General features: G+C 41.1%; 25 protein-coding genes and 2 pseudogenes. 19 read left to right on the forward strand and 8 right to left on the reverse strand.

Going from position 1 to position 19,951, the window contains the following annotated elements:
* The first annotated feature begins 5 nt into the window (after positions 1-5).
* On the forward strand, positions 6-143 hold the full coding sequence (locus tag V7K35_RS13225) for a hypothetical protein (protein ID WP_335079582.1): 138 nt from the start codon (positions 6-8) through the stop codon (positions 141-143).
* Positions 144-297: 154 nt separating this feature from the next.
* Positions 298-1,503 carry an IS110 family transposase gene (locus V7K35_RS13230; RefSeq protein ID WP_335079584.1) on the forward strand — a complete coding sequence of 402 codons (1,206 nt, stop codon included), beginning with the start codon at positions 298-300 and terminating at the stop codon, positions 1,501-1,503.
* On the opposite strand, the gene V7K35_RS13235 is transcribed toward V7K35_RS13230, so the two are convergent.
* Positions 1,495-1,734 carry a hypothetical protein gene (locus tag V7K35_RS13235; protein ID WP_335079586.1) on the reverse strand — a complete coding sequence of 80 codons (240 nt, stop codon included), beginning with the start codon at positions 1,732-1,734 and terminating at the stop codon, positions 1,495-1,497. The genes V7K35_RS13230 and V7K35_RS13235 overlap by 9 nt on opposite strands.
* A 653-nt stretch (positions 1,735-2,387) precedes the next feature.
* On the opposite strand from V7K35_RS13235, the gene V7K35_RS13240 reads away from it, so the two are divergent.
* Both V7K35_RS13240 and V7K35_RS13245 read left to right on the forward strand, forming a co-directional pair.
* Positions 2,388-2,582 (forward strand): hypothetical protein, encoded by a 195-nt coding sequence (locus V7K35_RS13240; protein WP_335079588.1) that lies wholly within the window; start codon positions 2,388-2,390, stop codon positions 2,580-2,582.
* Between the two features lie 139 nt (positions 2,583-2,721).
* Positions 2,722-3,273 carry an REP-associated tyrosine transposase gene (locus V7K35_RS13245; protein WP_442939723.1) on the forward strand — a complete coding sequence of 184 codons (552 nt, stop codon included), beginning with the start codon at positions 2,722-2,724 and terminating at the stop codon, positions 3,271-3,273.
* A gap of 54 nt (positions 3,274-3,327) precedes the next feature.
* On the opposite strand, the gene V7K35_RS13250 is transcribed toward V7K35_RS13245, so the two are convergent.
* Together V7K35_RS13250 and V7K35_RS13255 are read right to left on the reverse strand one after the other, a co-directional pair.
* On the reverse strand, positions 3,328-3,990 hold the full coding sequence (locus V7K35_RS13250) for a hypothetical protein (protein WP_335079592.1): 663 nt from the start codon (positions 3,988-3,990) through the stop codon (positions 3,328-3,330).
* Between the two features lie 156 nt (positions 3,991-4,146).
* Positions 4,147-5,479, reverse strand: a pseudogene (locus tag V7K35_RS13255) (site-specific integrase); the annotation flags it as partial.
* 177 nt (positions 5,480-5,656) lie between these two features.
* On the opposite strand from V7K35_RS13255, the pseudogene V7K35_RS29705 reads away from it, so the two are divergent.
* The 12 genes and pseudogenes from V7K35_RS29705 to V7K35_RS13315 form a co-directional block, all read left to right on the forward strand.
* Positions 5,657-5,842: pseudogene (locus V7K35_RS29705) on the forward strand (hypothetical protein); the annotation flags it as partial.
* Positions 5,843-6,067: 225 nt separating this feature from the next.
* Positions 6,068-7,603, forward strand: coding sequence for a nitrogenase molybdenum-iron protein subunit beta (gene nifK / locus V7K35_RS13265; protein ID WP_335079594.1), 1,536 nt, complete (start codon positions 6,068-6,070; stop codon positions 7,601-7,603).
* A gap of 117 nt (positions 7,604-7,720) precedes the next feature.
* Positions 7,721-8,062 carry a Mo-dependent nitrogenase C-terminal domain-containing protein gene (locus V7K35_RS13270; RefSeq protein WP_298918605.1) on the forward strand — a complete coding sequence of 114 codons (342 nt, stop codon included), beginning with the start codon at positions 7,721-7,723 and terminating at the stop codon, positions 8,060-8,062.
* A gap of 88 nt (positions 8,063-8,150) precedes the next feature.
* Entirely contained in the window at positions 8,151-9,530 is a 1,380-nt protein-coding gene (gene nifE / locus V7K35_RS13275; RefSeq protein ID WP_335079596.1) for a nitrogenase iron-molybdenum cofactor biosynthesis protein NifE, read from the forward strand.
* Between the two features lie 160 nt (positions 9,531-9,690).
* Complete coding sequence (nifN, locus tag V7K35_RS13280; RefSeq protein ID WP_335079598.1) at positions 9,691-11,019, forward strand: nitrogenase iron-molybdenum cofactor biosynthesis protein NifN; 1,329 nt, start codon at positions 9,691-9,693, stop codon at positions 11,017-11,019.
* 105 nt (positions 11,020-11,124) lie between these two features.
* On the forward strand, positions 11,125-11,538 hold the full coding sequence (nifX, locus tag V7K35_RS13285) for a nitrogen fixation protein NifX (RefSeq protein ID WP_335079600.1): 414 nt from the start codon (positions 11,125-11,127) through the stop codon (positions 11,536-11,538).
* Entirely contained in the window at positions 11,535-12,011 is a 477-nt protein-coding gene (locus tag V7K35_RS13290) for a NifX-associated nitrogen fixation protein (protein ID WP_334792990.1), read from the forward strand. The genes nifX and V7K35_RS13290 overlap by 4 nt, the downstream gene beginning before the upstream one ends.
* Before the next feature lie 228 nt (positions 12,012-12,239).
* Positions 12,240-12,455 (forward strand): CCE_0567 family metalloprotein, encoded by a 216-nt coding sequence (locus tag V7K35_RS13295; protein WP_335079652.1) that lies wholly within the window; start codon positions 12,240-12,242, stop codon positions 12,453-12,455.
* The gene (gene nifW, locus V7K35_RS13300) at positions 12,452-12,769 is read left to right on the forward strand and encodes a nitrogenase-stabilizing/protective protein NifW (RefSeq protein WP_335079602.1); all 318 of its coding nucleotides are present in this window, start codon (positions 12,452-12,454) and stop codon (positions 12,767-12,769) included. Before V7K35_RS13295 ends, nifW begins: the two co-directional genes overlap by 4 nt.
* Before the next feature lie 10 nt (positions 12,770-12,779).
* Positions 12,780-13,583 (forward strand): HesA/MoeB/ThiF family protein, encoded by an 804-nt coding sequence (locus V7K35_RS13305; protein ID WP_335079604.1) that lies wholly within the window; start codon positions 12,780-12,782, stop codon positions 13,581-13,583.
* 54 nt (positions 13,584-13,637) lie between these two features.
* Positions 13,638-14,012 carry an iron-sulfur cluster assembly accessory protein gene (locus tag V7K35_RS13310; RefSeq protein ID WP_334792992.1) on the forward strand — a complete coding sequence of 125 codons (375 nt, stop codon included), beginning with the start codon at positions 13,638-13,640 and terminating at the stop codon, positions 14,010-14,012.
* Between the two features lie 264 nt (positions 14,013-14,276).
* Complete coding sequence (locus tag V7K35_RS13315; RefSeq protein ID WP_273768381.1) at positions 14,277-14,576, forward strand: 2Fe-2S iron-sulfur cluster-binding protein; 300 nt, start codon at positions 14,277-14,279, stop codon at positions 14,574-14,576.
* Positions 14,577-15,039: 463 nt separating this feature from the next.
* Here the strand turns inward: V7K35_RS13315 and V7K35_RS13320 are convergent, their stop codons facing one another.
* Positions 15,040-15,249, reverse strand: coding sequence for a TOBE domain-containing protein (locus V7K35_RS13320; RefSeq protein WP_334793115.1), 210 nt, complete (start codon positions 15,247-15,249; stop codon positions 15,040-15,042).
* Positions 15,250-15,895: 646 nt separating this feature from the next.
* On the opposite strand from V7K35_RS13320, the gene V7K35_RS13325 reads away from it, so the two are divergent.
* From V7K35_RS13325 to V7K35_RS13335, 3 genes are read left to right on the forward strand one after another with little or no spacing between them, the layout of a single operon-like run.
* Positions 15,896-16,369: an ankyrin repeat domain-containing protein gene (locus V7K35_RS13325; protein WP_335079605.1), complete on the forward strand. Its 474-nt coding sequence runs from the start codon at positions 15,896-15,898 to the stop codon at positions 16,367-16,369.
* On the forward strand, positions 16,347-17,633 hold the full coding sequence (locus V7K35_RS13330; RefSeq protein WP_335079608.1) for a SagB/ThcOx family dehydrogenase: 1,287 nt from the start codon (positions 16,347-16,349) through the stop codon (positions 17,631-17,633). Before V7K35_RS13325 ends, V7K35_RS13330 begins: the two co-directional genes overlap by 23 nt.
* A gap of 18 nt (positions 17,634-17,651) precedes the next feature.
* The gene (locus V7K35_RS13335; protein WP_334792995.1) at positions 17,652-18,026 is read left to right on the forward strand and encodes a hypothetical protein; all 375 of its coding nucleotides are present in this window, start codon (positions 17,652-17,654) and stop codon (positions 18,024-18,026) included.
* Between the two features lie 26 nt (positions 18,027-18,052).
* Here V7K35_RS13335 and V7K35_RS13340 read toward each other — a convergent pair whose 3' ends face one another.
* From V7K35_RS13340 to V7K35_RS13355, 4 genes are all read right to left on the reverse strand, one after another.
* Entirely contained in the window at positions 18,053-18,523 is a 471-nt protein-coding gene (locus V7K35_RS13340; RefSeq protein WP_335079610.1) for a hydrogenase maturation protease, read from the reverse strand.
* A gap of 18 nt (positions 18,524-18,541) precedes the next feature.
* Positions 18,542-18,883, reverse strand: a complete 342-nt coding sequence (locus V7K35_RS13345; RefSeq protein ID WP_335079612.1) for a XisI protein — start codon at positions 18,881-18,883, stop codon at positions 18,542-18,544.
* Between the two features lie 278 nt (positions 18,884-19,161).
* Complete coding sequence (locus V7K35_RS13350) at positions 19,162-19,584, reverse strand: hypothetical protein (RefSeq protein WP_335079614.1); 423 nt, start codon at positions 19,582-19,584, stop codon at positions 19,162-19,164.
* A 175-nt stretch (positions 19,585-19,759) separates the two neighbouring features.
* Positions 19,760-19,951, reverse strand: a 192-nt coding sequence (locus V7K35_RS13355; RefSeq protein WP_335079616.1) for a hypothetical protein, incomplete at its 5' end; no start/stop codon positions are given.

A 19,951-nucleotide genomic window follows, 5' to 3' on the forward strand; every position in this document is an offset into this window, starting at 1 on the left:
CCGGAATGACTCCCCGGCGAAACGCGATCGCACGATTGCGATCGCGTCGCGGACTGGAGTCCAACCCAGACGTACAGCACATACAACAGCAGTTTAGGGCTTTTGCTCAGAAACAAGCTGTAATGGCTTTCACTTATTCATAAGCTCGGCCGCTGTGACTGTGCTGTTAACAACCCTATGTCATTAGAAGTTACCGCTTCTGATTTTGCCTTGAGAGTGAATTAGGCTGTTGTGGCCTTCGGGTGATTCGTAGGCATGGCATCAGGGACATAAACACAACCACCCAGGAGGAACTGAATGATTAGAATTTTGGGACTTGATGTTAGCAAGTCCTCTGTTTCCGCTTGCCTGCTTGTTGAAAAACCCTCAGACCCACGTCAATTCTATTATGAATGTCCGTTTTTTTGTTTAAGCGCCAACGCCAAGGGTATTCAAGAATTGCTGGCGCTCAAACCGGACATTGCACTTTTAGAACCCACTGGCAATAACTACAGCAAGCTGTGGGGTACTCACTTGGCTCGTGCTGGGGTTGAGGTGAGGTTGGTAGGTCATAAAGAACTAAGGAATTATCGAGCCAATCACCTAGCATTACCAGACAAAGATGATGATGCCGATGCTCTAGCACTGGCCTGCTACTACTTTGACTACTATACCCAGCCGCGCCGATTTGTCCAAATTCGCTCTAGCGCCATTGTCAGAATTAGAGAGTTAGTGCTGAGACTTGCTCACCTTAACCGGGTGCAGTCCCCGATCATGAATCGGGCGCGGCAGGATTTAGCCTGGCAGTTTCCAGAGGTGGCGCTAGTAAAGTCACGGCGGAGTGAATCAGGTGAAGTCCCGCTACTGTGGGGGTGGCTTGCTGGAGTTCGCAAAAGCAACCGCTATGACCGGCTTTACTCCCAAACTGTGGGCTTGGGCATCACTGACACCGTTCGCCAACACGCAAAACGCATCTGTGACCTGCAACGCGAGGAACACGCCATCGAGGCAGAGTTGCGAGAATTGCTTGCTGATTCTCGGTTTGACCATTACCGCACAGTTTTTAAAAAGTTTGGCTTTGGCGATCGCCTGTCGGCGGTGATTATTTCTCAGATTTACCCAATTGAGAATTTCCTCAATGCGGACGGTAAACCAGAAGTAAAGATACGCCAGGGGCGAAACTCTAAAAAACCAACTAAACGCCACCTTTCACTGAGAAGATTTCAGAAAGCTTTGGGCGCTGCTCCCTCACTTGAAGCATCCGGCGATAGCCGTAAAGCCAAAGTAGTAGGCGGTTCAGATTTATGTCGTAAGTCTTTGTGGCAGTGGGTGTTTACCAGAATTGAGCCAAAGCGATCGCGCCTCAAGAATGAGATTGGTAAAATCTTGGGGGAACAGTTAGATACTGAAAAAGCAGCTGGTCGCCCAGTGAAACTGGTTAGAAATCGCGTTGCGGCCAAAGGAGCAAAGTTGTTATTCAGAGAACTAGTAAAAGTCCACTACTCACCTAAAATTCTAGAGTGAATAAGTATTCAACGCACGTTCTGCTTCTTCTAATGCATTCTGCGTCTTATCCATCATTGTTCGTGTTTGATTATGGGCAGCTAGCTTCTCTCGTAACTCATGAATCATAGTGTTGTAAGTAGCGATTGACAACCCATTGCTAAAGTCTAAATCAGGGTTAATTGTCTGCAATCCTTCAATGCGTCGTTCAGCTTTAGTCAGTGCGATCGAGTTTCGTCTCCGTTGCGCCATAAAATTTTCCTTTTTGGATTAATTTAATATGTAGAACTCTGATATGGTTTTACACTGAGTTCCTTATATAACATTGTTTTACGCAATAAGGGGATGCACTAGCCTGAGTGAAGCTACAGAACTTTTAGAGTATTGGTACACAGGATAAATGCGAGTATATTTACTGAAATTTTTTGAGATTAACAGATTTAGAAGTTCAAAACTCGATTTAGAAGTTCAAAACTCGATTTAGAAGTTCAAAACTCGATTTAGAAGTTCAAAACTTGATTTAGAAGTTCAAAACTTGATTTAGAAGTTCAAAACTTGATTTAGAAGTTCAAAACTTGATTTAGAAGTTCAAAACTTGATTTACGAGTTTAAAACCAGCTGCTAGGGTGGGATGTCGCGCAGCGCAATGCACTAAATTAATCATCGCAGCACGATATCACCTCACAACCAAATCTGTGACAAAATAATATTGTTGCTTTATGGCTAATCCGATTGCCTACGACCTATGATTTCTACCATCTCGCGCCGCTACAGCTTGGATGAATATCGTGCGATCGCCTACTGATATGATGAAGGTGCATTGCGATTGGCGACAACGCACCTTATATTAGAGATGCGATCGCTTCTCTTTCTACCGCAGATTACGACGACAAAGTAAATTTTGCATGTATCGAACAATTGGGAGTTTTAGCGAATATTTATTAGTTGAGCAGGATGAACCTTTTGTAGAACGCTATCGTAAACAAGCAGAAGATTGGTTGCTCAATGATTTTAGCGGCTTAGAGCTATTTATTTCTTTGGATTTAGTTGCGATCGCATTATCGATGGCGGAAATTTATCGTGGCGTTGTTTTTGAGTAAATATTTTCGTTATATCTCTGCATAACATATATGTTTGTGTAGCCCCAGTATCTAGTATAGGTAGGGTGTGTTGTCGCGTAGCGCAACGCACCACATCAATTATGGGCATCCTAAAAACAAACGCCATTTCCTCACGCCCATGCCCAACTACCGTAGACCCCATATTCTTGGTGGCACTTACTTTATCACTCAAGTTACCTACCAACGACAACCTTGGCTTTGCTCTGATATCGGGCGCACTGCTCTCCGTGCCGCGCTTAATCATGTCCGCAAGAATTACCCTTTTTCTATTGATGCCTTTGTTTTACTACCAGATCACTTTCACAGTCTATGGACTTTGCCTGAAGGAGATAGGAATATATCGATACGAATGCTCTTAATCAAACGCTTTGTGACCAAATACTATGGGCATCAGCTAGGGCTTGATATAGGTATCTCCCGTTCACGAAAAAAGCGAAAAGAAGGAAACTTATGGCAACGCCGTTTTTGGGAGCATTTAATTCGAGATAATGTTGATTTTACTAATCATTGTGACTACATCCACTATAATCCTGTGCGGCATCAGCTTTGTCAATCACCGCAGCAATGGACTTTTTCGAGTATTCATCGTTTTATTCAACAAAAGATTTACCCGTTAGATTGGGGCGGTGATGGTCAGGTTCAGCTTTCGTCAGATATTTGGGATGTTTGAAACGGTGGTGCGTTGCGCTTTGCGACAACGCACCCTACATTGGGAATGCGCTTATTATTGAATTGCATTGTTATGTGCGTGATCCAAGTGTTGTACGCATCCCTCTATAAGGTACTCCCAGATCACGCCAGATTCGTACTGCTTACGCTGAAAATCTGTGGTCGGTAACTCTAGAATAATGTTCCCAAATCCCGACCAATATCCTCTCCACAAACTGTCTATGTCTTGAAGTGCTAATACACGATACGCATGGCGCGCCAATGAAACGTGCTCCATGTTTACACGTACAACTCTATTTAGGGGGTTGTCGATCAGCCGAAACCGCTTCACAGAATTGAGAGACCAGCCGTCTCCGTATTTCCTATTCACTGCTTGGCAAGACTCAATATTCCCAAATGCGTAGATGGCGGAAAGACGTGAGGGGAAGAACTGGTAGTAGCGCTTCCGAAATATTTCAGCATCGTACTCAACGCGATAGTCATTGATTACAGTCAGAAAGTAAGGGGAGAGAGCCATGCTATCCATCTCGCAAGGCTTATACGGAAGGTAGTGAACACTACCTTTTTGGTATTTAGAAAGAAACTCTGGGTTCATATCCAGGCTTCCAAAAGCTCCTGATAAGAAGACACCTGTGAAATGGAAATTGTGATATGTTAAGGGATTTAATTCATTGACAAAGATATAGAACTCGTTTGGCACATTTTCGTCAACGTTCATGAGTTTGGTCATACGCCGATATATTTGAATACATAAAATTTATTATACACACAGAGTATGTATAGTTATTTAGTTAAATTTGTTATCTGAGTTATGAGTATAAGTAGGGTGCGTTGTCGCGCAGCGCAACGCACCACATCATTTTTATCAACAAATTTAACTACGCTTATAAACAAACTCCATCCTCAACTTCTCAATCTCCAATCTCAAGTTATCATTCTCCATCCTCAACTTAGCATTCTCTTCCCTAATCAACTCAACTTCATTCCTTTTACTCAACGCCTGATTAATTGCCAACTTCCGCATATCTAACGAAAACCAACGCTGATAAGTTTGGGTATGAACCTGCACACTATGACCCAAATTATCCGCCGCCGCTTTAATTGGTATTCCCAAAATATGCGCCCTAATTGCCCAAGCATGGCGTAAATCGTATGGTTTAAAATCCAATCCTATTTTGCGGAACCACCAACTAACTCGCTGTGTTAACGCTGTTATCTCTGCATGATTAGTGTTATCTTTTTTAGCGATCGCACTTCCTAACATCTCTAAATATTTAGGATTTCTCAAATCAAAGTCCGAAATCCATTGCCTATATAATGGTAATGCTTCTCTTTCCCCAGTCTTACAATCCTTATGAACTTTCCATGTCAAATCTGCATTTTCTTGGCTTAACCACCAATCGATATCAGGATTAATAAAAAGTTCCCGTGGACGTAAACCAAAAACTGCTAACATTCCATAAGTCCAGCGCCAAAGCTGCCAGCTATCTTGAACATTTTGATTAACTTGATTCCCTCTGCTATTCCGGTAATCTTCAAACTTGATAATTCCCTCAGATATTTCCGCATCGCTCGGTATATTTCGTGAATTATTCTCCGGCATTTTGGAATATTTAGATAAATCGATTTCGATTTTGAATGTCAAGCAAAATGCTGATATGGCTCTAGCTGCATTATATTTAGCCCATTCTTTATCGATTTGTTCAATTGAACTTATTAAATTTTCAGCAGTTGCTAAATCTTTAAGATTAGTGAATCGTTTAGTTCGGGAAAAGTAATAAAAAAAAGTATGTTCGCTTTTGGTAGTCCGTTGATGAGTTTTGAAATACTCTTCTTCAAATTGTTCGACTAATTCTCCTATGGTTTTAAAATCTTTTTTAATTGCCTCATTCCCTAAATATTTATCATTCCATTCAAAAGTTTTCCGAGCGATTAACTTCCCTAATTCATAAGCTTCTTCCTCAGCTGTCTTGAGTCCATCCAAGTTAGCAGGAATATTCAAGCTGAGATTATATTGCTTTCTCCCAGTACCGCTGCTATCTTTGTCTCCCGGTTTAATTGGTAACGTCGCCCGTAACTGCAAACTTCCATTTGATTCTCTAATTGTCACCTTTGCCTTTGCAGACTTCAAACGCAGATTAACTTTCTCTAATTCTAGTAGCACTTTCGTTCTGATCATGCGCTCTTTGTTGCTGTGATTGCAGAGATAAACACAAACACTCTGGCTCAGGACAACATTTAAATGATGCGTGAGTCCTGAACCTGATTATGCATCGCTGTATTTTTAGCCTATATTTAGCCTAAAAATAAATGTGTTATTAATGAACAATGTTTAGCACAGACATTGCTTACTGCAAACATTAGCCTGTTTAGAGCTATCGAACCACAAAAAGGATTACTCCGGTCCTTATCACGGTTACGATGGCTTCGCCATCTTTGCTCGCGACATGGACTTGGCACTCAACAGCCCAACCTGGGGATTAATTGGCGCTCCTTGGAATGTAAAAGCTAACGCTAAGAAGGCTGTAGCAAAAGCTGAAGCTGAAGCTAAAGCTAAGGTTGCCGTCTAGGGAAATGGGAGCTAGATAAGTAGGGATAGCCTGGGGCTAAAACCCCAGGGGGGAGTTGGGAATCCAAAATTCAAAATTAAAAATGAAAATTAATTTTGGTTTTTGCATTTTGAATTTTGAATCATATTCCCACTTCCTAGTAGAGACGCGATTAATCGCGTCTCTCCCGCCTCAAATCCTCATTCCTCGATAAGTAAAGAATTCAGTAAGCTTGGAGATCCAGAAATGCCTCAGAATCCAGAAAAAATTCAAGACCACGTAGAGTTATTCCACCAACCAGAGTACAAAGAGCTATTTCAAAACAAAAAGCAGTTTGAAAATGGTCACGAACCCGAAGAAGTAGAACGGGTTGCAGAGTGGACGAAGGGTTGGGATTATCGTGAAAAGAACTTCGCTCGTGAAGCTTTAACCGTTAACCCTGCTAAAGGTTGTCAACCATTGGGAGCAATCTTTGCTGCTGTTGGTTTTGAAGGCACTCTACCTTTCGTTCAAGGTTCTCAAGGTTGCGTTGCTTACTTCCGCACCCACTTAACCCGTCACTACAAAGAACCATTCTCTGGTGTATCTTCTTCAATGACTGAAGATGCAGCCGTGTTTGGTGGTCTGCAAAACATGATTGACGGGTTGGCGAACTCTTACCAACTCTACAAGCCGAAGATGATCGCTGTCTGCACCACCTGTATGGCAGAAGTAATTGGTGATGACTTGCAGTCTTTCATCAACAACGCCAAGGAAGCTGGTTCAGTTCCTCAAGATTTCCCAGTACCCTACGCTCACACCCCTAGCTTTGTTGGCTCCCACATCACTGGTTACGACAACATGATGAAGGGAATTCTTTCCAACCTGACCGCAGGTCATAAGAAAGAAACCAGCAATGGTAAGATCAACTTCATCCCAGGTTTCGACACCTACGTAGGCAACAACCGCGAAATCAAGCGGATTGCTTCTTTGTTCGGCTTTGACTACACAATTCTAGCCGACAACAGCGACTACCTGGATTCACCAAACACAGGTGAGTTCAATATGTACCCAGGTGGTACAAAGCTAGAAGATGCAGAAGATTCAATCAATGCGAAAGCTACGATCGCTCTGCAAGCACACTCTACCCTCAAAACCCGCGAATACATCGAGAAAGAGTGGAAGCAACCAACCGCAGTTTCCCGTCCTTGGGGCATTAAGGGTACTGACGAGTTCTTGATGAAACTCAGCGAACTGAGTGGTATCCCCATTCCCGAACAATTGGAAATTGAACGTGGTCAGGCAGTTGATGCCATGACTGACTCTCACTCATGGATTCACGGCAAGCGCTTCGCTATTTACGGCGAACCAGATTTAGTATACAGCGTAGTTGGCTTTATGCTAGAAATGGGTGCTGAACCTGTGCATATCTTGGTTCACAACACCAACGACGTATTTGAAGCAGAAATGAAAGAACTGCTTGCTTCTAGCCCCTTTGGTAGCAATGCAACTGTTTGGGGTGGTAAAGACCTGTGGCACATGCGTTCTTTGATGTTCACCGAACCCGTAGACTTGCTCATCGGTAACAGCTACGGTAAGTACCTGTGGCGCGACACCAAGACTCCCTTAGTGAGAATTGGCTATCCTATCATAGATCGTCACCACTTACACCGCTACACCACCATCGGTTATCAAGGTATAATCAACCTCCTTAACTGGGTTGTAAATACCTTGTTTGAAGAAATCGATCGCAACACCAACATTCCTTCTAAGACAGATATTTCCTACGATTTGATTCGTTAGAAATTGCGTAGAAACACAACGCGTTAATTAAGGGCGGAAATAATTCGTAATTCGTAATTCGTAATTACGAATTATTTCCGCCTTTTTCTTTCTAGCATTTACCCAAGGTATCTATAAATGGAAACCATCAATCACACTCACGAACACACTCACACTCATCCGAATTACCATCCACCTAACTATAAAAAACCAGGGAAGTTCAACAATCTTCTTAATCCCTTGCGTCGTGTGGTGGATGAAATTCAGGTTAAAAATAATCGCTTCGCTCATCTAATTTGCCAAACAATTCCTTGTTGCTGTCCCTTTGAGCGACAAATTAAATTATTTGGACGGTCTATTGATATCCCACCACTGTGTAAACTCAATCCTTTATATGACGAATTTGTAGGATTGCGTTTCCGTGCTTTATCTTACCTTGCCGATGTATGTGGAGAGGATGTCAAAAAATACATTTGTTAGTCATTAGTCATTAGTCATTAGTCATTAGTTATTCAAATAACAAAGGGCAAATGACAAAGAACAACTGCCATCCAGCACAAAAAGAGAGATGAAAATCACCCAAGGCAAAATCAACGAGCTGCTCACTGAGTCAGGATGCGAGCATAATCAGCACAAACAATCCGAAAAGAAAAACAAGTCTTGCGCCCAACAGGCACAACCTGGCGCAGCTCAAGGGGGCTGCGCCTTTGATGGTGCAATGATTGCCCTAGTGCCGATCGCAGATGCTGCTCATTTAGTCCACGGTCCTATAGCCTGTGCTGGTAATTCCTGGGGCAGTCGTGGTAGTCTTTCTTCTGGCCCTCAACTCTACAAAATGGGCTTTACCACTGACTTGGGTGAAAATGATGTCATCTTCGGTGGCGAAAAGAAGCTCTATAAAGCGATTCTGGAACTCAAGGAGCGCTACCAACCAGCAGCTGTATTCGTCTATGCTACTTGCGTTACTGCCTTAATTGGTGATGATATTGATGCTGTCTGCAAAGCGGCAGCTGAAAAAATCGGTACTCCTGTTATTCCCGTCATTGCACCAGGATTCATTGGCAGTAAAAATCTCGGCAACCGTTTCGGCGGTGAATCTTTATTGGAATATGTTGTCGGCACAGCAGAACCGGAACATACAACGCCCTATGATATTAACTTAATCGGTGAATACAATATCGCCGGGGAAATGTGGGGAGTAACACCACTGCTAGAAAAATTAGGCATCCGTATTTTGTCTAAAATTACGGGCGATGCTCGCTACAATGAAATTCGCTACGCCCACCGCGCCAAGCTCAACGTCATGATCTGCTCACGAGCGCTGGTCAATATGGCGAGAAAGATGGAGGAGCGTTACAACATCCCTTACATTGAAGAGTCTTTCTACGGCATCGATGATATGAATCGCTGTCTGCGAAATATTGCTGCTAGATTAGGCGACACTGATTTACAGGAACGTACAGAAAAGCTAATTGCAGAAGAAACGGCTGCTTTAGATTTGGCACTGGCTCCTTATCGCGCTCGACTCAAAGGTAAGCGGGTTGTTTTGTATACTGGTGGTGTCAAGAGTTGGTCGATTATCTCGGCGGCTAGGGACTTGGGCATTGAAGTTGTTGCTACCAGTACTCGCAAAAGTACTGAAGAAGATAAAGCCAAAATCAAGAACTTGCTTGGCAACGATGGCATCATGTTGGAAAAGGGCAACGCTAAAGAATTGCTACAAGTGGTTAAAGACACCAAAGCAGATATGCTGATTGCTGGTGGTCGTAACCAATACACCGCTTTGAAAGCTCGAATTCCTTTCCTTGATATTAACCAAGAACGTCACCATCCTTATGCAGGTTATGTGGGGATGATTGAGATGGCGCGGGAACTGTATGAAGCTCTGTATAGCCCAATTTGGGAGCAAATACGTAAGCCCGCTCCTTGGGACGAGGAGGCAGTTTAATGGCTCTTATACCCTCGTTCCCAGGCGGAACCTGGGAACGCATTCCGGGAGGGCTGCTGCCCTTCGTTTTAAAGCAGATGAGGCAAAGCCTCACTGTCAACATTCCCCGGCAGAGCCAGGGAACGAGAAAGTCCGCCCTGTGGAATGAGGAGGTATTGTAATGGCGATCGTCACTGTTTCTAACAAATCACTGACAGTTAATCCCCTCAAACAAAGTCAAGCTTTGGGTGCAACCTTAGCCTTTTTGGGATTGAAAGGGACGATGCCTTTATTCCACGGTTCTCAAGGTTGTACTGCTTTCGCCAAAGTTGTCCTGGTGCGGCATTTCCGGGAAGCGATTCCCCTAGCTACAACAGCGATGACGGAAGTCACTACTATCTTGGGTGGCGAAGAGAATGTGGAAGAAGCAATTCTCACTTTGGTAGAAAAGGCTAACCCGGAAATTATTGGTTTATGCACCACGGGATTGACTGAAACCAGAGGGGATGACATTGAGGGCTTTATCAAAGCAATTCGCGATCGCCATCCAGAATTGAATGGTTTAGCGATCGTTTTTGCACCTACCCCAGATTTTAAAGGTGCATTGCAAGATGGCTTTGCTGTTGCTGTGGAAAGCATAGTTAAAGAAATTCCTCAACCAGGTGAACTCAGAACTGAACAAGTGACGATTTTGGCGGGTTCTGCCTTCACACCAGGAGATGTACAGGAAATTAAAGAGATAGTCACGTCTTTTGGATTAGTGCCGATCTTTGTACCTGACCTTGGCGCTTCTCTAGATGGACACTTAGAGGATGATTATAGTGCGGTTACAGTCAGTGGGACTACCTTAAAACAGCTACAAGAAGTAGGTAGTTCTGCTTTTACCCTGGCATTGGGTGAAAGTATGCGGGGTGCTGCAAAGATTCTCGAAGAACGGTTTAACACACCTTATGAGGTGTTTAGCGAACTGACTGGATTAGAACCAGTTGATGAATTTATCCAAGCATTGGCGTTTCTGAGTGGTAACAGCGTACCCGAAAAATACCGCCGCCAACGCCGTCAGTTGCAAGATGCAATGTTGGATACGCACTTTTACTTCGGTGCAAAACGAGTTTCTCTAGCGCTGGAACCAGATTTATTGTGGTCAATAGTGCATTTCCTGCAATCGATGGGAGCGCAAATTCATGCGGCGGTGACAACCACGCGATCGCACTTACTAGAAAAACTCTCAGTGAAAAGCATCACCATCGGTGATTTGGAAGACTTTGAGAGTTTAGCAGACGGTTCTGATTTGCTAATTGGTAACTCGAATGTTAGTGCGATCGCTAAACGGCTCTCGATTCCTCTTTATCGTCTAGGATTGCCCATTTATGACCGTTTAGGTAATGGTCAATTTACCAAAGTTGGCTATCGAGGCACGATGGAACTTGTGTATGGCATCGGCAACCTGTTTTTAGAACAAGAAGAGTCATTAGTAAAGACGCGATTAATCGCATCTGTACTGGATTAATTGCGTCTGTACAATAGACGCGATTAATCGCATCTAATAATCATTCGTCAGTAGTCACTAGTCATTAGCAACTGACAACTAACAATTGACAAAGGACAAACCACGATGAAAATTGCTTTTACGACAAGTGACGGAGTTCATATTAATAGTCACTTTGGAGGGTCAGAACAAATTGATGTTTATGAAATTTCAGATGAGGGATATCACTTTCTAGAAAGTATCGTATTTAATTATGAAATTAAAGAAGAGAATAATGAGAGTAAACTCGCCCCAAAAATTGAAGCATTAGGTGATTGTACAATTATCTATGTTTTAGCAATTGGCGGGAGCGCGGCTGCTCGTTTAATTAAGAAAGGTGTTACCCCAGTGAAGGCGCGATCGGAAGAAGAAGAAATTACCGAAGTGCTAAATAAGCTAGTGAAAACTCTCAAAGGTAATCCCCCACCTTGGTTGCGTAAAGCTTTACAGCCAAAACCCGCAAATTTCGCCGATGAAGTTGAAAATGAAGCAACAGTATGACCACAAATAATAGCGTTAACGGAACTGCTACAACTGAAGTCTTGAACTCGCCTTTCCTTAAGGTATTAATTAAACAAATTCGGGGTCAAGACAATTATGGCGTTTATCGTAGTTGGTCGGATGACTTGATTCTCAAACCCTTTATTGTTACCAAACAAAAGAAACGGGAAATCTCCATTGAGGGTGAAGTTGATCCGATAACTCAAGCACGAATTATGGCTTTTTTTCGAGCTGTAGCTGCTGGGATTGAACAGGAAACAGGTTTGATATCGCAGGTTGTAGTTGATTTGAGCCATGAAGGATTTGGCTGGGCGTTAGTTTTTTCTGGTCGTCTTTTGCTAACTGTGAAAACCTTGCGAGATGCTCAACGCTTTGGTTTTGACTCGCTCGATAAATTAGCAGAAGAGGGAGAAAACTACGTCAAAAAAGGCATTGATTTGGCGAAACGCTTTCCGGAAGTTGGCAACCTGTAACAATTTTAGATTTTGGATTTTGGATTCAAGTTTTAATCACTAGTACACTGTGACGGAAGTTTGCCTACCTTTAACAAACAAAGAGCTTAATCTCCTTGTCGGGTTAATTGAGATGGTAGCTAGATTTACGCCGTGCTGTACTAATCTCATCACTATTTGATTAAAACAATATCATCCAATCCAAAATTTAAAATCTAAAATCCAAAATCCAATGTGGAGTGGCTGATTGTGCAAGCAGAAGAAACCAGTATTGAGGAACTACAAGGACAAATCAGACGGCTTAACAGCAAAGCAGGTCAAATGAAAATGGATCTGCATGATTTAGCTGAAGGTCTGCCAACAGATTACAAACAAATTATGGATGTTGCAGCCGCAACTTATGAAATTTATCACAAGTTAGATGAACTTAAGCAACATCTGAAACAACTGGAGAATGCTAAATGACTGGAACTATTGATGAATTCAAGAAGCTCGTAGATGCAGAAGAATTTTTTCAGTTCTTTAACCTGTCCTACGATTTACAAGTGGTGAATGTAAATCGTCTACATATTCTGAAAAAGTTCTCTCAATACATCCGGGAAATTGATGATCAGTCTCCTGACTTGAGTCAAGAAGAGAAATTAAATCAATATTCTTTGGCTTTGCAAAAAGCTTATCAGGTCTTTATCGAATCAACACCCCACGAACAAAAGCTGTTCAAAGTGTTTAACGACAAGCCGAAAAATGTAGTCACACTGACAGAAATCACTTCTGATTAGGAGGTATAAATTGGTTAACCTAACGCCTACCGAATTAGAACGCTATCGTCGCCAAATGATGCTTCCGAATTTTGGCGAAACAGCACAGAAGCGCTTGAAGTCAGCGACGGTTCTGGTTACAGGTGTGGGGGGATTAGGCGGTACAGCGGCGCTTTACTTAGCAGTAGCGGGCGTTGGGCGGCTAATCCTAGTGCGGGGTGGTGACTTGCGGCTAGATGATATGAATCGTCAGGTTCTCATGACTGATGATTGGGTAGGTAAGCCAAGGGTATTCAAAGCTAAAGAAACTCTGGATGCGATTAATCCTGATGTCCAAGTGGAAGCTGTTCATGATTACATCACCCCAGAAAATGTAGATTCGTTAGTGCAATCCGCTGATATGGCTCTTGATTGTGCCCACAATTTTACAGAGCGCAATTTGTTAAATGAAGCCTGTGTGCGATCGCGTAAGCCAATGGTGGAAGCTGCAATGAATGGGATGGAGGCTTACCTGACAACGATTATTCCTGGTGTGACTCCTTGCTTGTCTTGTCTGTTTCCAGAAAAGCCTGATTGGGATCAGCGCGGCTTTTCTGTTATAGGCGCTGTTTCTGGAACACTGGCTTGTTTAACAGCACTAGAAGCAATCAAGTTGATCACCGGGTTTAGTCAGCCTCTATTGTCACAATTGCTGACAATCGACTTGAATCGGATGGAATTTGCTAAACGCCGTTCTCACCGCGATCGCTCTTGTCCAGTATGCGGTAATAGTGCGCCTTGGAGACACGCGCAATCCAATTCGATGGAACCGACGGGTATTGCACAAAATAGTTGATTTCCGTCCCCACCTGAAATCAGAACAACTAATCGCTATAAATCAGGAGACGTAATGGGCGTTATTTTATCAGAAAAAGCAGAATTACATCTGCGGGGATTGCTCCAAGGTTCCGCACCCAACGCTAATGGCGCAACTAAAGGTATCCGCATCTCAGTAAAAGATGGTGGTTGCAGTGGCCATGAATATGCAATGGATATCACCAGCAAGCCCCAACCAGATGATTTGGTAAGCCAGCAAGGCAAAGTGCTAGTTTACGTTGATGCCAAAAGTGCGTCGTTATTAGAAGGAATTGTGGTTGACTTCGTTGAGGGAGTGATAGAAAGCGGTTTTAAGTTCACCAACCCCAATGCAACTGATAAATGCGGTGGTTGTGGAAAGTCCCTCAAAGCAGGTGACAGTCAACCTACTGGTGTACCTTGCAAGTAACATCATTCTGTTAGCGCCAAGTCAATTGTAGAGGCTTGCCATAGATGCCGTAAGCGTTCGCGGAGCGTCTCTAAGAGTTGCCATGCCGCAGGCTTATCGCCTTGCCTTCAGGTAGCTTCTAGTTCGTGTTGCATCCTTTTCCAATATAGAGAAGCTGACTAAGCGTAGCATCTCCGTAAAAAGAAGGGAAGCAAAAAGTAGGATAGGTTGCTCAAAAACTTCGTAAATTAGACCAACTGTATAACGTTTGAGGAGAATCGGAAAATGGCTTCCTACCAAGTTAGATTAATCAGCAAAAAAGAAAACCTGGACACCACAATTGAAGTTGACGAAGAGACGACAATCTTGGACGCAGCGCACGACAATGATATTGACTTGCCGGCTTCTTGTCAAGCAGGTTCTTGCTCTAGTTGTGTTGGCAAGGTCGTTGAAGGTGAAATTGATCAAGAAGATCAAAACTTCCTAGATGACGAACAGATTTCTAAAGGATTCGCTCTACTTTGTGTCACTTATCCTCGTTCTAATTGCACAATTAAAACACATCAAGAACCCTATCTTGTCTAAACTATTACTTTGGTCGCTACCTTTTGGGACCAAATAAAAGATGAAGGATGAAGGATGAAAATATACTTCCTTCTTCCCTTCACAATTCCTAATTTATAATTATTAAAATTATTGATAACGCGAGAGCGAGGAATCGTTACCTTCTGTAAAATTCAGGATGAAACAATTTTGGAAAAATTTATATCAATGGGCGTAATATCAGGAACTACTATCACTTTATAACAAAACTATCTCTGATTAATTATTAAAGTAGGAAACACATTTTTAGCAGTAGATATAAAAAGTATTCGCGCTATTTATATCCACAATATTGATAATTAAATTAATTAATATCTATAGAATATCCTCTTGACCTCACTCCTTTCCTAATTAATTCCACGAGTGAGGTCACTCAATTTATCGATATGAATGCAATTTCGTATTAGAGATACCGCTTGCAAGAAAAAGGCAACTTGCCTATTTCTTATTCAACAGCAAGCATCACATCTGATGATTTAATCACGGCATAAGCCTGCTTACCTTCTACAAGTCCCAGATTTTCCGCTGATGATTTTGTGATTATTGACACTAACTCTACACCTGATGCCACTTCTAAAGTTATCTCAGTATTAACTGAACCATGTACAATTTTTTTGACAGTGCCTTTAATAGAGTTACGAGCGCTAATTTCCATTTTCTGTCTGTGTTTGACTTCGTACTTAAACAAACTAACATTTTTTTTTGAAAAGAGGAAAAATTTTGATATTTCTTAATAAATGTCAGGAATATAAAGGAAATCTCAGCGTTATATCTCTGTTTTATTAAATACAAGATTCAATGGAAACATCATATCAAATTTGAGCAAGATAAGACAATGGGCAAAATACCATTATTAAAGCTAGGCAAACTTACGCTATAGCGGACTAATAACTATTTACGCAAAAGTTATATTTGCTCTTACTTTAGATAATGAAATAATATTGTAAAAAATACTGCATTTAAATTGTATTTTAATATTTTTATTATATAGGCATCTTTATAAATGATTCATAATTCAAACTTATCATAATGATAATATATAACTAAGCTAAATTTTTGCTAATCAACTTGGTACTCGACCAATCCAAAATTGCTGGATGAGGGCGAGGAGTAGGGAGTGGTAAAATATTTTTTCATTTTACCAAACTTTTGAATACCTGAGAAAGTTGCTTTGGTAAACTACTAGACTTCAGCTACTCGTATAGCATTTTAAAATAATGGTGGGTATTGCCTACCATTAAGTTTTCCAAGCAAATTTATGCTAGAAAATTAGTTATGTTTCTGACATTTAAAGAACAATTATGAGTCAAGTTAGCAGGCAAGATTTGAGTGAAACAACAACCCAATGGCTAATAGCAAAAGGCTATAATCCTGGGAATTTAAATCAGGCAGGTGAAAATGGCGATACAGCTTTGATGAAAGCGACAAGAGAGGGAGTTGATACAGTCGTCAAAGAACTGATTGATGCAGGTGTGGATATTAATGCCCGAAATAGCGATTGCAACAATGCTTTGTGGTTTGCTTGTTTTGGAAATCACTACGATTTAATTAATTTGCTACTAGCTGTCAACATTAACATTGACAACCAAAATGATAACGGTGCGACTGTTTTAATGTATGCGGCATCAGCGGGAAAAACAGAAGTCGTCAAGTTAATTTTACAGCATCATCCTAACTTAGATTTGAAAAACTTAGACGACTATAAAGCTATCGATTTTGCAAGTAACGTCGAAGTTTTAAGGATACTTCAAAATGTCACAAAGTCAGATATCTAGCAAAGGTTATCATGAAGCTACCAAGCATTCTTACTTATCAGTACAAATTGACCCAAATTATGTAGATGCCTCAACACAACCATCTCCATTTAAAGTTTATCCCAAATTTTATCGGAGAGTGAAATTAAATCTCAATAATCCTGTTCATTCTTTTATCTCGTTAACCAGTACGATAACCCTGGAAAAAGTGTATAAAGATGGCCCATATAAATTGCGAGTGAATCCATCAGCAGGCGCTTTGTATCCCACAGAAGTTTATGTACAAGTTCGTGGTATTGAGGGAATAATAGACGGTATATATCATCTAGAAGTTGAGAATAATTATCTAACACTCATCTATGAATTAATTGATGATGGGTTAGAGAGTTATATTATACCGGGTAAAAGTATCAACGGATTCATCTTTTTAATTAGTTGTGTTTATTATAGGTCTAGCTGGAAATATCAAAACAGGAGCATGAGATATTGCTTGTTAGATAGCGGACACCATTTAGGTGCAATCGCTGCTTCAGCTTTTCTCCACAACCGAGATATACAACTAATTTTTGACTTTGACAAACTCACTCTCAATTCAGATTTGGGATTTGAGAATAAGGAGTTTGTTACTGCTTGTGCGGTGTCAGGAGAACTACAAGACAAGAAAATTAGACACTTAAGGCTGAAAGTTCCTTTTGTCTGCGGTACTGATTATTTTGAATCTAATCAATTTATTGAAGATGCCTACCAAGCAACTACTTTACAAAAGAGTCGCCAGCAGAAATTAGAGTATCCTCAATTTGACTTTGACAAGGATAAATTTTATCAAGTTGTTTGGAATAGACGTTCTATTAGACGTTTCCGGAAAGAGTCTATTTCTCAAGAAGATTATTTATATATACTACAGCAACTTGAGCAGTCAATACCGACAGAAAATTATGAGGAAATAGAAATTTACTCAGTGGTACATCGAGTAGAGGGAATGACACCTGGGTTATATAAAGGTACGTATCTGGTTAAGACGGGTAATTTTAGTGAAAAGACGGGTTACTTATGCATTAATCAAGCTATTGCTAAAGATGGCGCTGTAACTTTATTTTTTGTGTCAGATTATTTAAATTATCAAACTGCTATGCAAATAGCTGGTTTTATAGGACAGAGACTTTATTTAACTAGTAATTATTTGGGAATTCAGTGTAGTGGAATAGGTGCTTATTATGATGAGGAAACCCAGGAATTATTAGAAACAAATAAAGATGTACTTTATGGAATGGTAATTGGAATATAAGTAGGAAGCTAAACAGAGATGCCTAGAAAGATGTATTACTGTAATGGTGATGACTCACATCCTATGCAACCGACATCGGCAGATATTATACTGCGACAGCAACTAGAGGATTCTATTAGTAGATACTTTTATGAGGCTTGCGATCGCACCATTCAAAATCTTTTATCTAATTGTCGGTGGTATGTTACAACCCATGCAAATGCTCTGACATTAGTAATTGAATGTCCCGATCAAGTTACTAATTGGCGTATTTTACAAAAAATAGTCCCAATGGGGACATTACTCTACGGAGTTGTCAGCAGTGCTAAAATCCGTGTTTGTCCACCAGAGATTCAAAGCGTACCTTTTGAAATGAGGGTAGATGAACTTTCTGTTTATCGGGATTGGGCGTGATTCAATTTTGGATTTTGCATTTTGGATTAGTTAATATTCTGTTTGATAAGTGCAGCTACCTCTTCAAAAACCAAATCAGCAGAATGTTTGATAGCAGGACTTAACTCTAGTCCTAAAGCCAGATTTGCCGCCTCAATTAAATAAACTGTTACGTCTTCGGGAAAGTCATTTTGAAAGATTTTCCGTCCAGCGGCTAAAGCATTATCCCAGCGAAAATCGTGCAAATTATAACTTGGTTCTGGCAAAGCTTCCAGTTCTTTTCCTGGAACTTTAAATACAGCACCCGGTTCAGAACCAGTTGAACTTGCATCAATAATTACTAATTGTTTACTACCTCTAGCTTGAAACATTACTTCCATCCCTGCGGTGCCACAGTCATACACTTGCACTTTAGGATGAGGGTTTTCAGCGAGATATTTTTGTAAGCGTTGGGCAATGATTACGCCTACTGCGTCATCACTGCGATTTAGATTGCCGCAACCGATAATAGTTAGCATGGGATGAGATTTAATTGTTTAAGCAGTTGCAAATTCAGTTAAAGCGCGTTCACTTGGAGGATGAAAAGCTAACACAATATCACTTTGAGGAACCCCTGCGTTTAATAATTCTGTGGCAATACCTTCTTCAGTCCAATCTTCTTCGATCCAAATTTTGTGATTTTTAATCCGAATATGTACAGTAATGCCTTTAATTCGGCGATTTTTTTGCCAGCCAATCTGAAACCATAGATATTGATCGCGTTCATCATCGAGTGCTAAAAGGCTCTCTACGTCATCATCAGGTGAGCTATTGCAGAGGCGGTCATATTCTATGAGAATATTTTTAATAATATTTCTGTAGTTACTTAGTTTATCCATTGAACTATAACCTCATTTTCGACTGTGAAAATTCTATATCTCTTTCTTCTTTCTTCCCTTTGTGTCCTTGGCGTTCTTGGCGGTTCGTTTCCTTATTTATATTTTTCACGACTCATTTAGGATTGCTATATAACTGTTAATTTGTCTATGGAGCGATCGCAATTCAACAATTAACGGTAAGTAAAGTTTGTATATTAGGTAATCAGTAGTGATTAAAACAGAGGCTCTGACTAATAATATAGGCAAAGCCTCTGAAGAACTAAGTTATCAGTAATAAACTAGAACTCTACACCATGTTTCTTGGCAATTTCAGTAAGTTTCTCAGACTGATGTTGTGATGCTTTAGTCAAGAGTTCTTCAGCCTGTTCTCTAGTACTTCCTTCTTTAGGAATTAAATACTTGACATAAAGAGACACAAAATCGGCTGCGATCGCTAAACCGGATAAAGCATGTTTGTCAGCTTCCTTACCAGCGATCGCTGATACTAGACCTGCTCTAATTGGGTCTGGTTTAACTTTCATGAACTGATCAACAAGTTTCGGAATGTACTCTGCTGGCGGCAAATTATCTAACTTACTTCTATCTGGAGTAAAGTTACATTCTGCGGCTTTCGCTTGCTCTAAAACACACCATTCTATGTATTCTTGCAATCCTGCATCGGGAACGCGAGGGAGATATTCGTGTAGCGCTAAATCAGACACAAGCTTACCCTGTAAATTTCTATTTTGTTGAAGTGAATTAAGGCCAGCCTAACGCACTGTTTCTATAAGTTTTAGTGTGTTACGCTACAAGTTTTGAATAAAAGGGCATTGGGCATTAGGAATTAGGCATAAGGAAATGAGCAATTGATGCAAGACCCTAAAGCGGTTAAAAAGTTTATTGCAACATTTTTACTAAGTTAAAAGAGTTGATGGAGCGATCGCCGAAGTAGCAAATGTAGTCGCTGAAGTAGCAAATGCGAACGCCGAAGTAACAAATGCGAACGCCGAAGTAACAAATGCGAACGCCGAAGTAACAAATGCGAACGCCGAAGTAACAAATGCGAACGCCGAAGTAACAAATGCGAAC

The sequence above is a fragment of the Nostoc sp. genome, assembly GCF_036917275.1.
Classification (GTDB): Bacteria; Cyanobacteriota; Cyanobacteriia; order Cyanobacteriales; family Nostocaceae; genus Nostoc.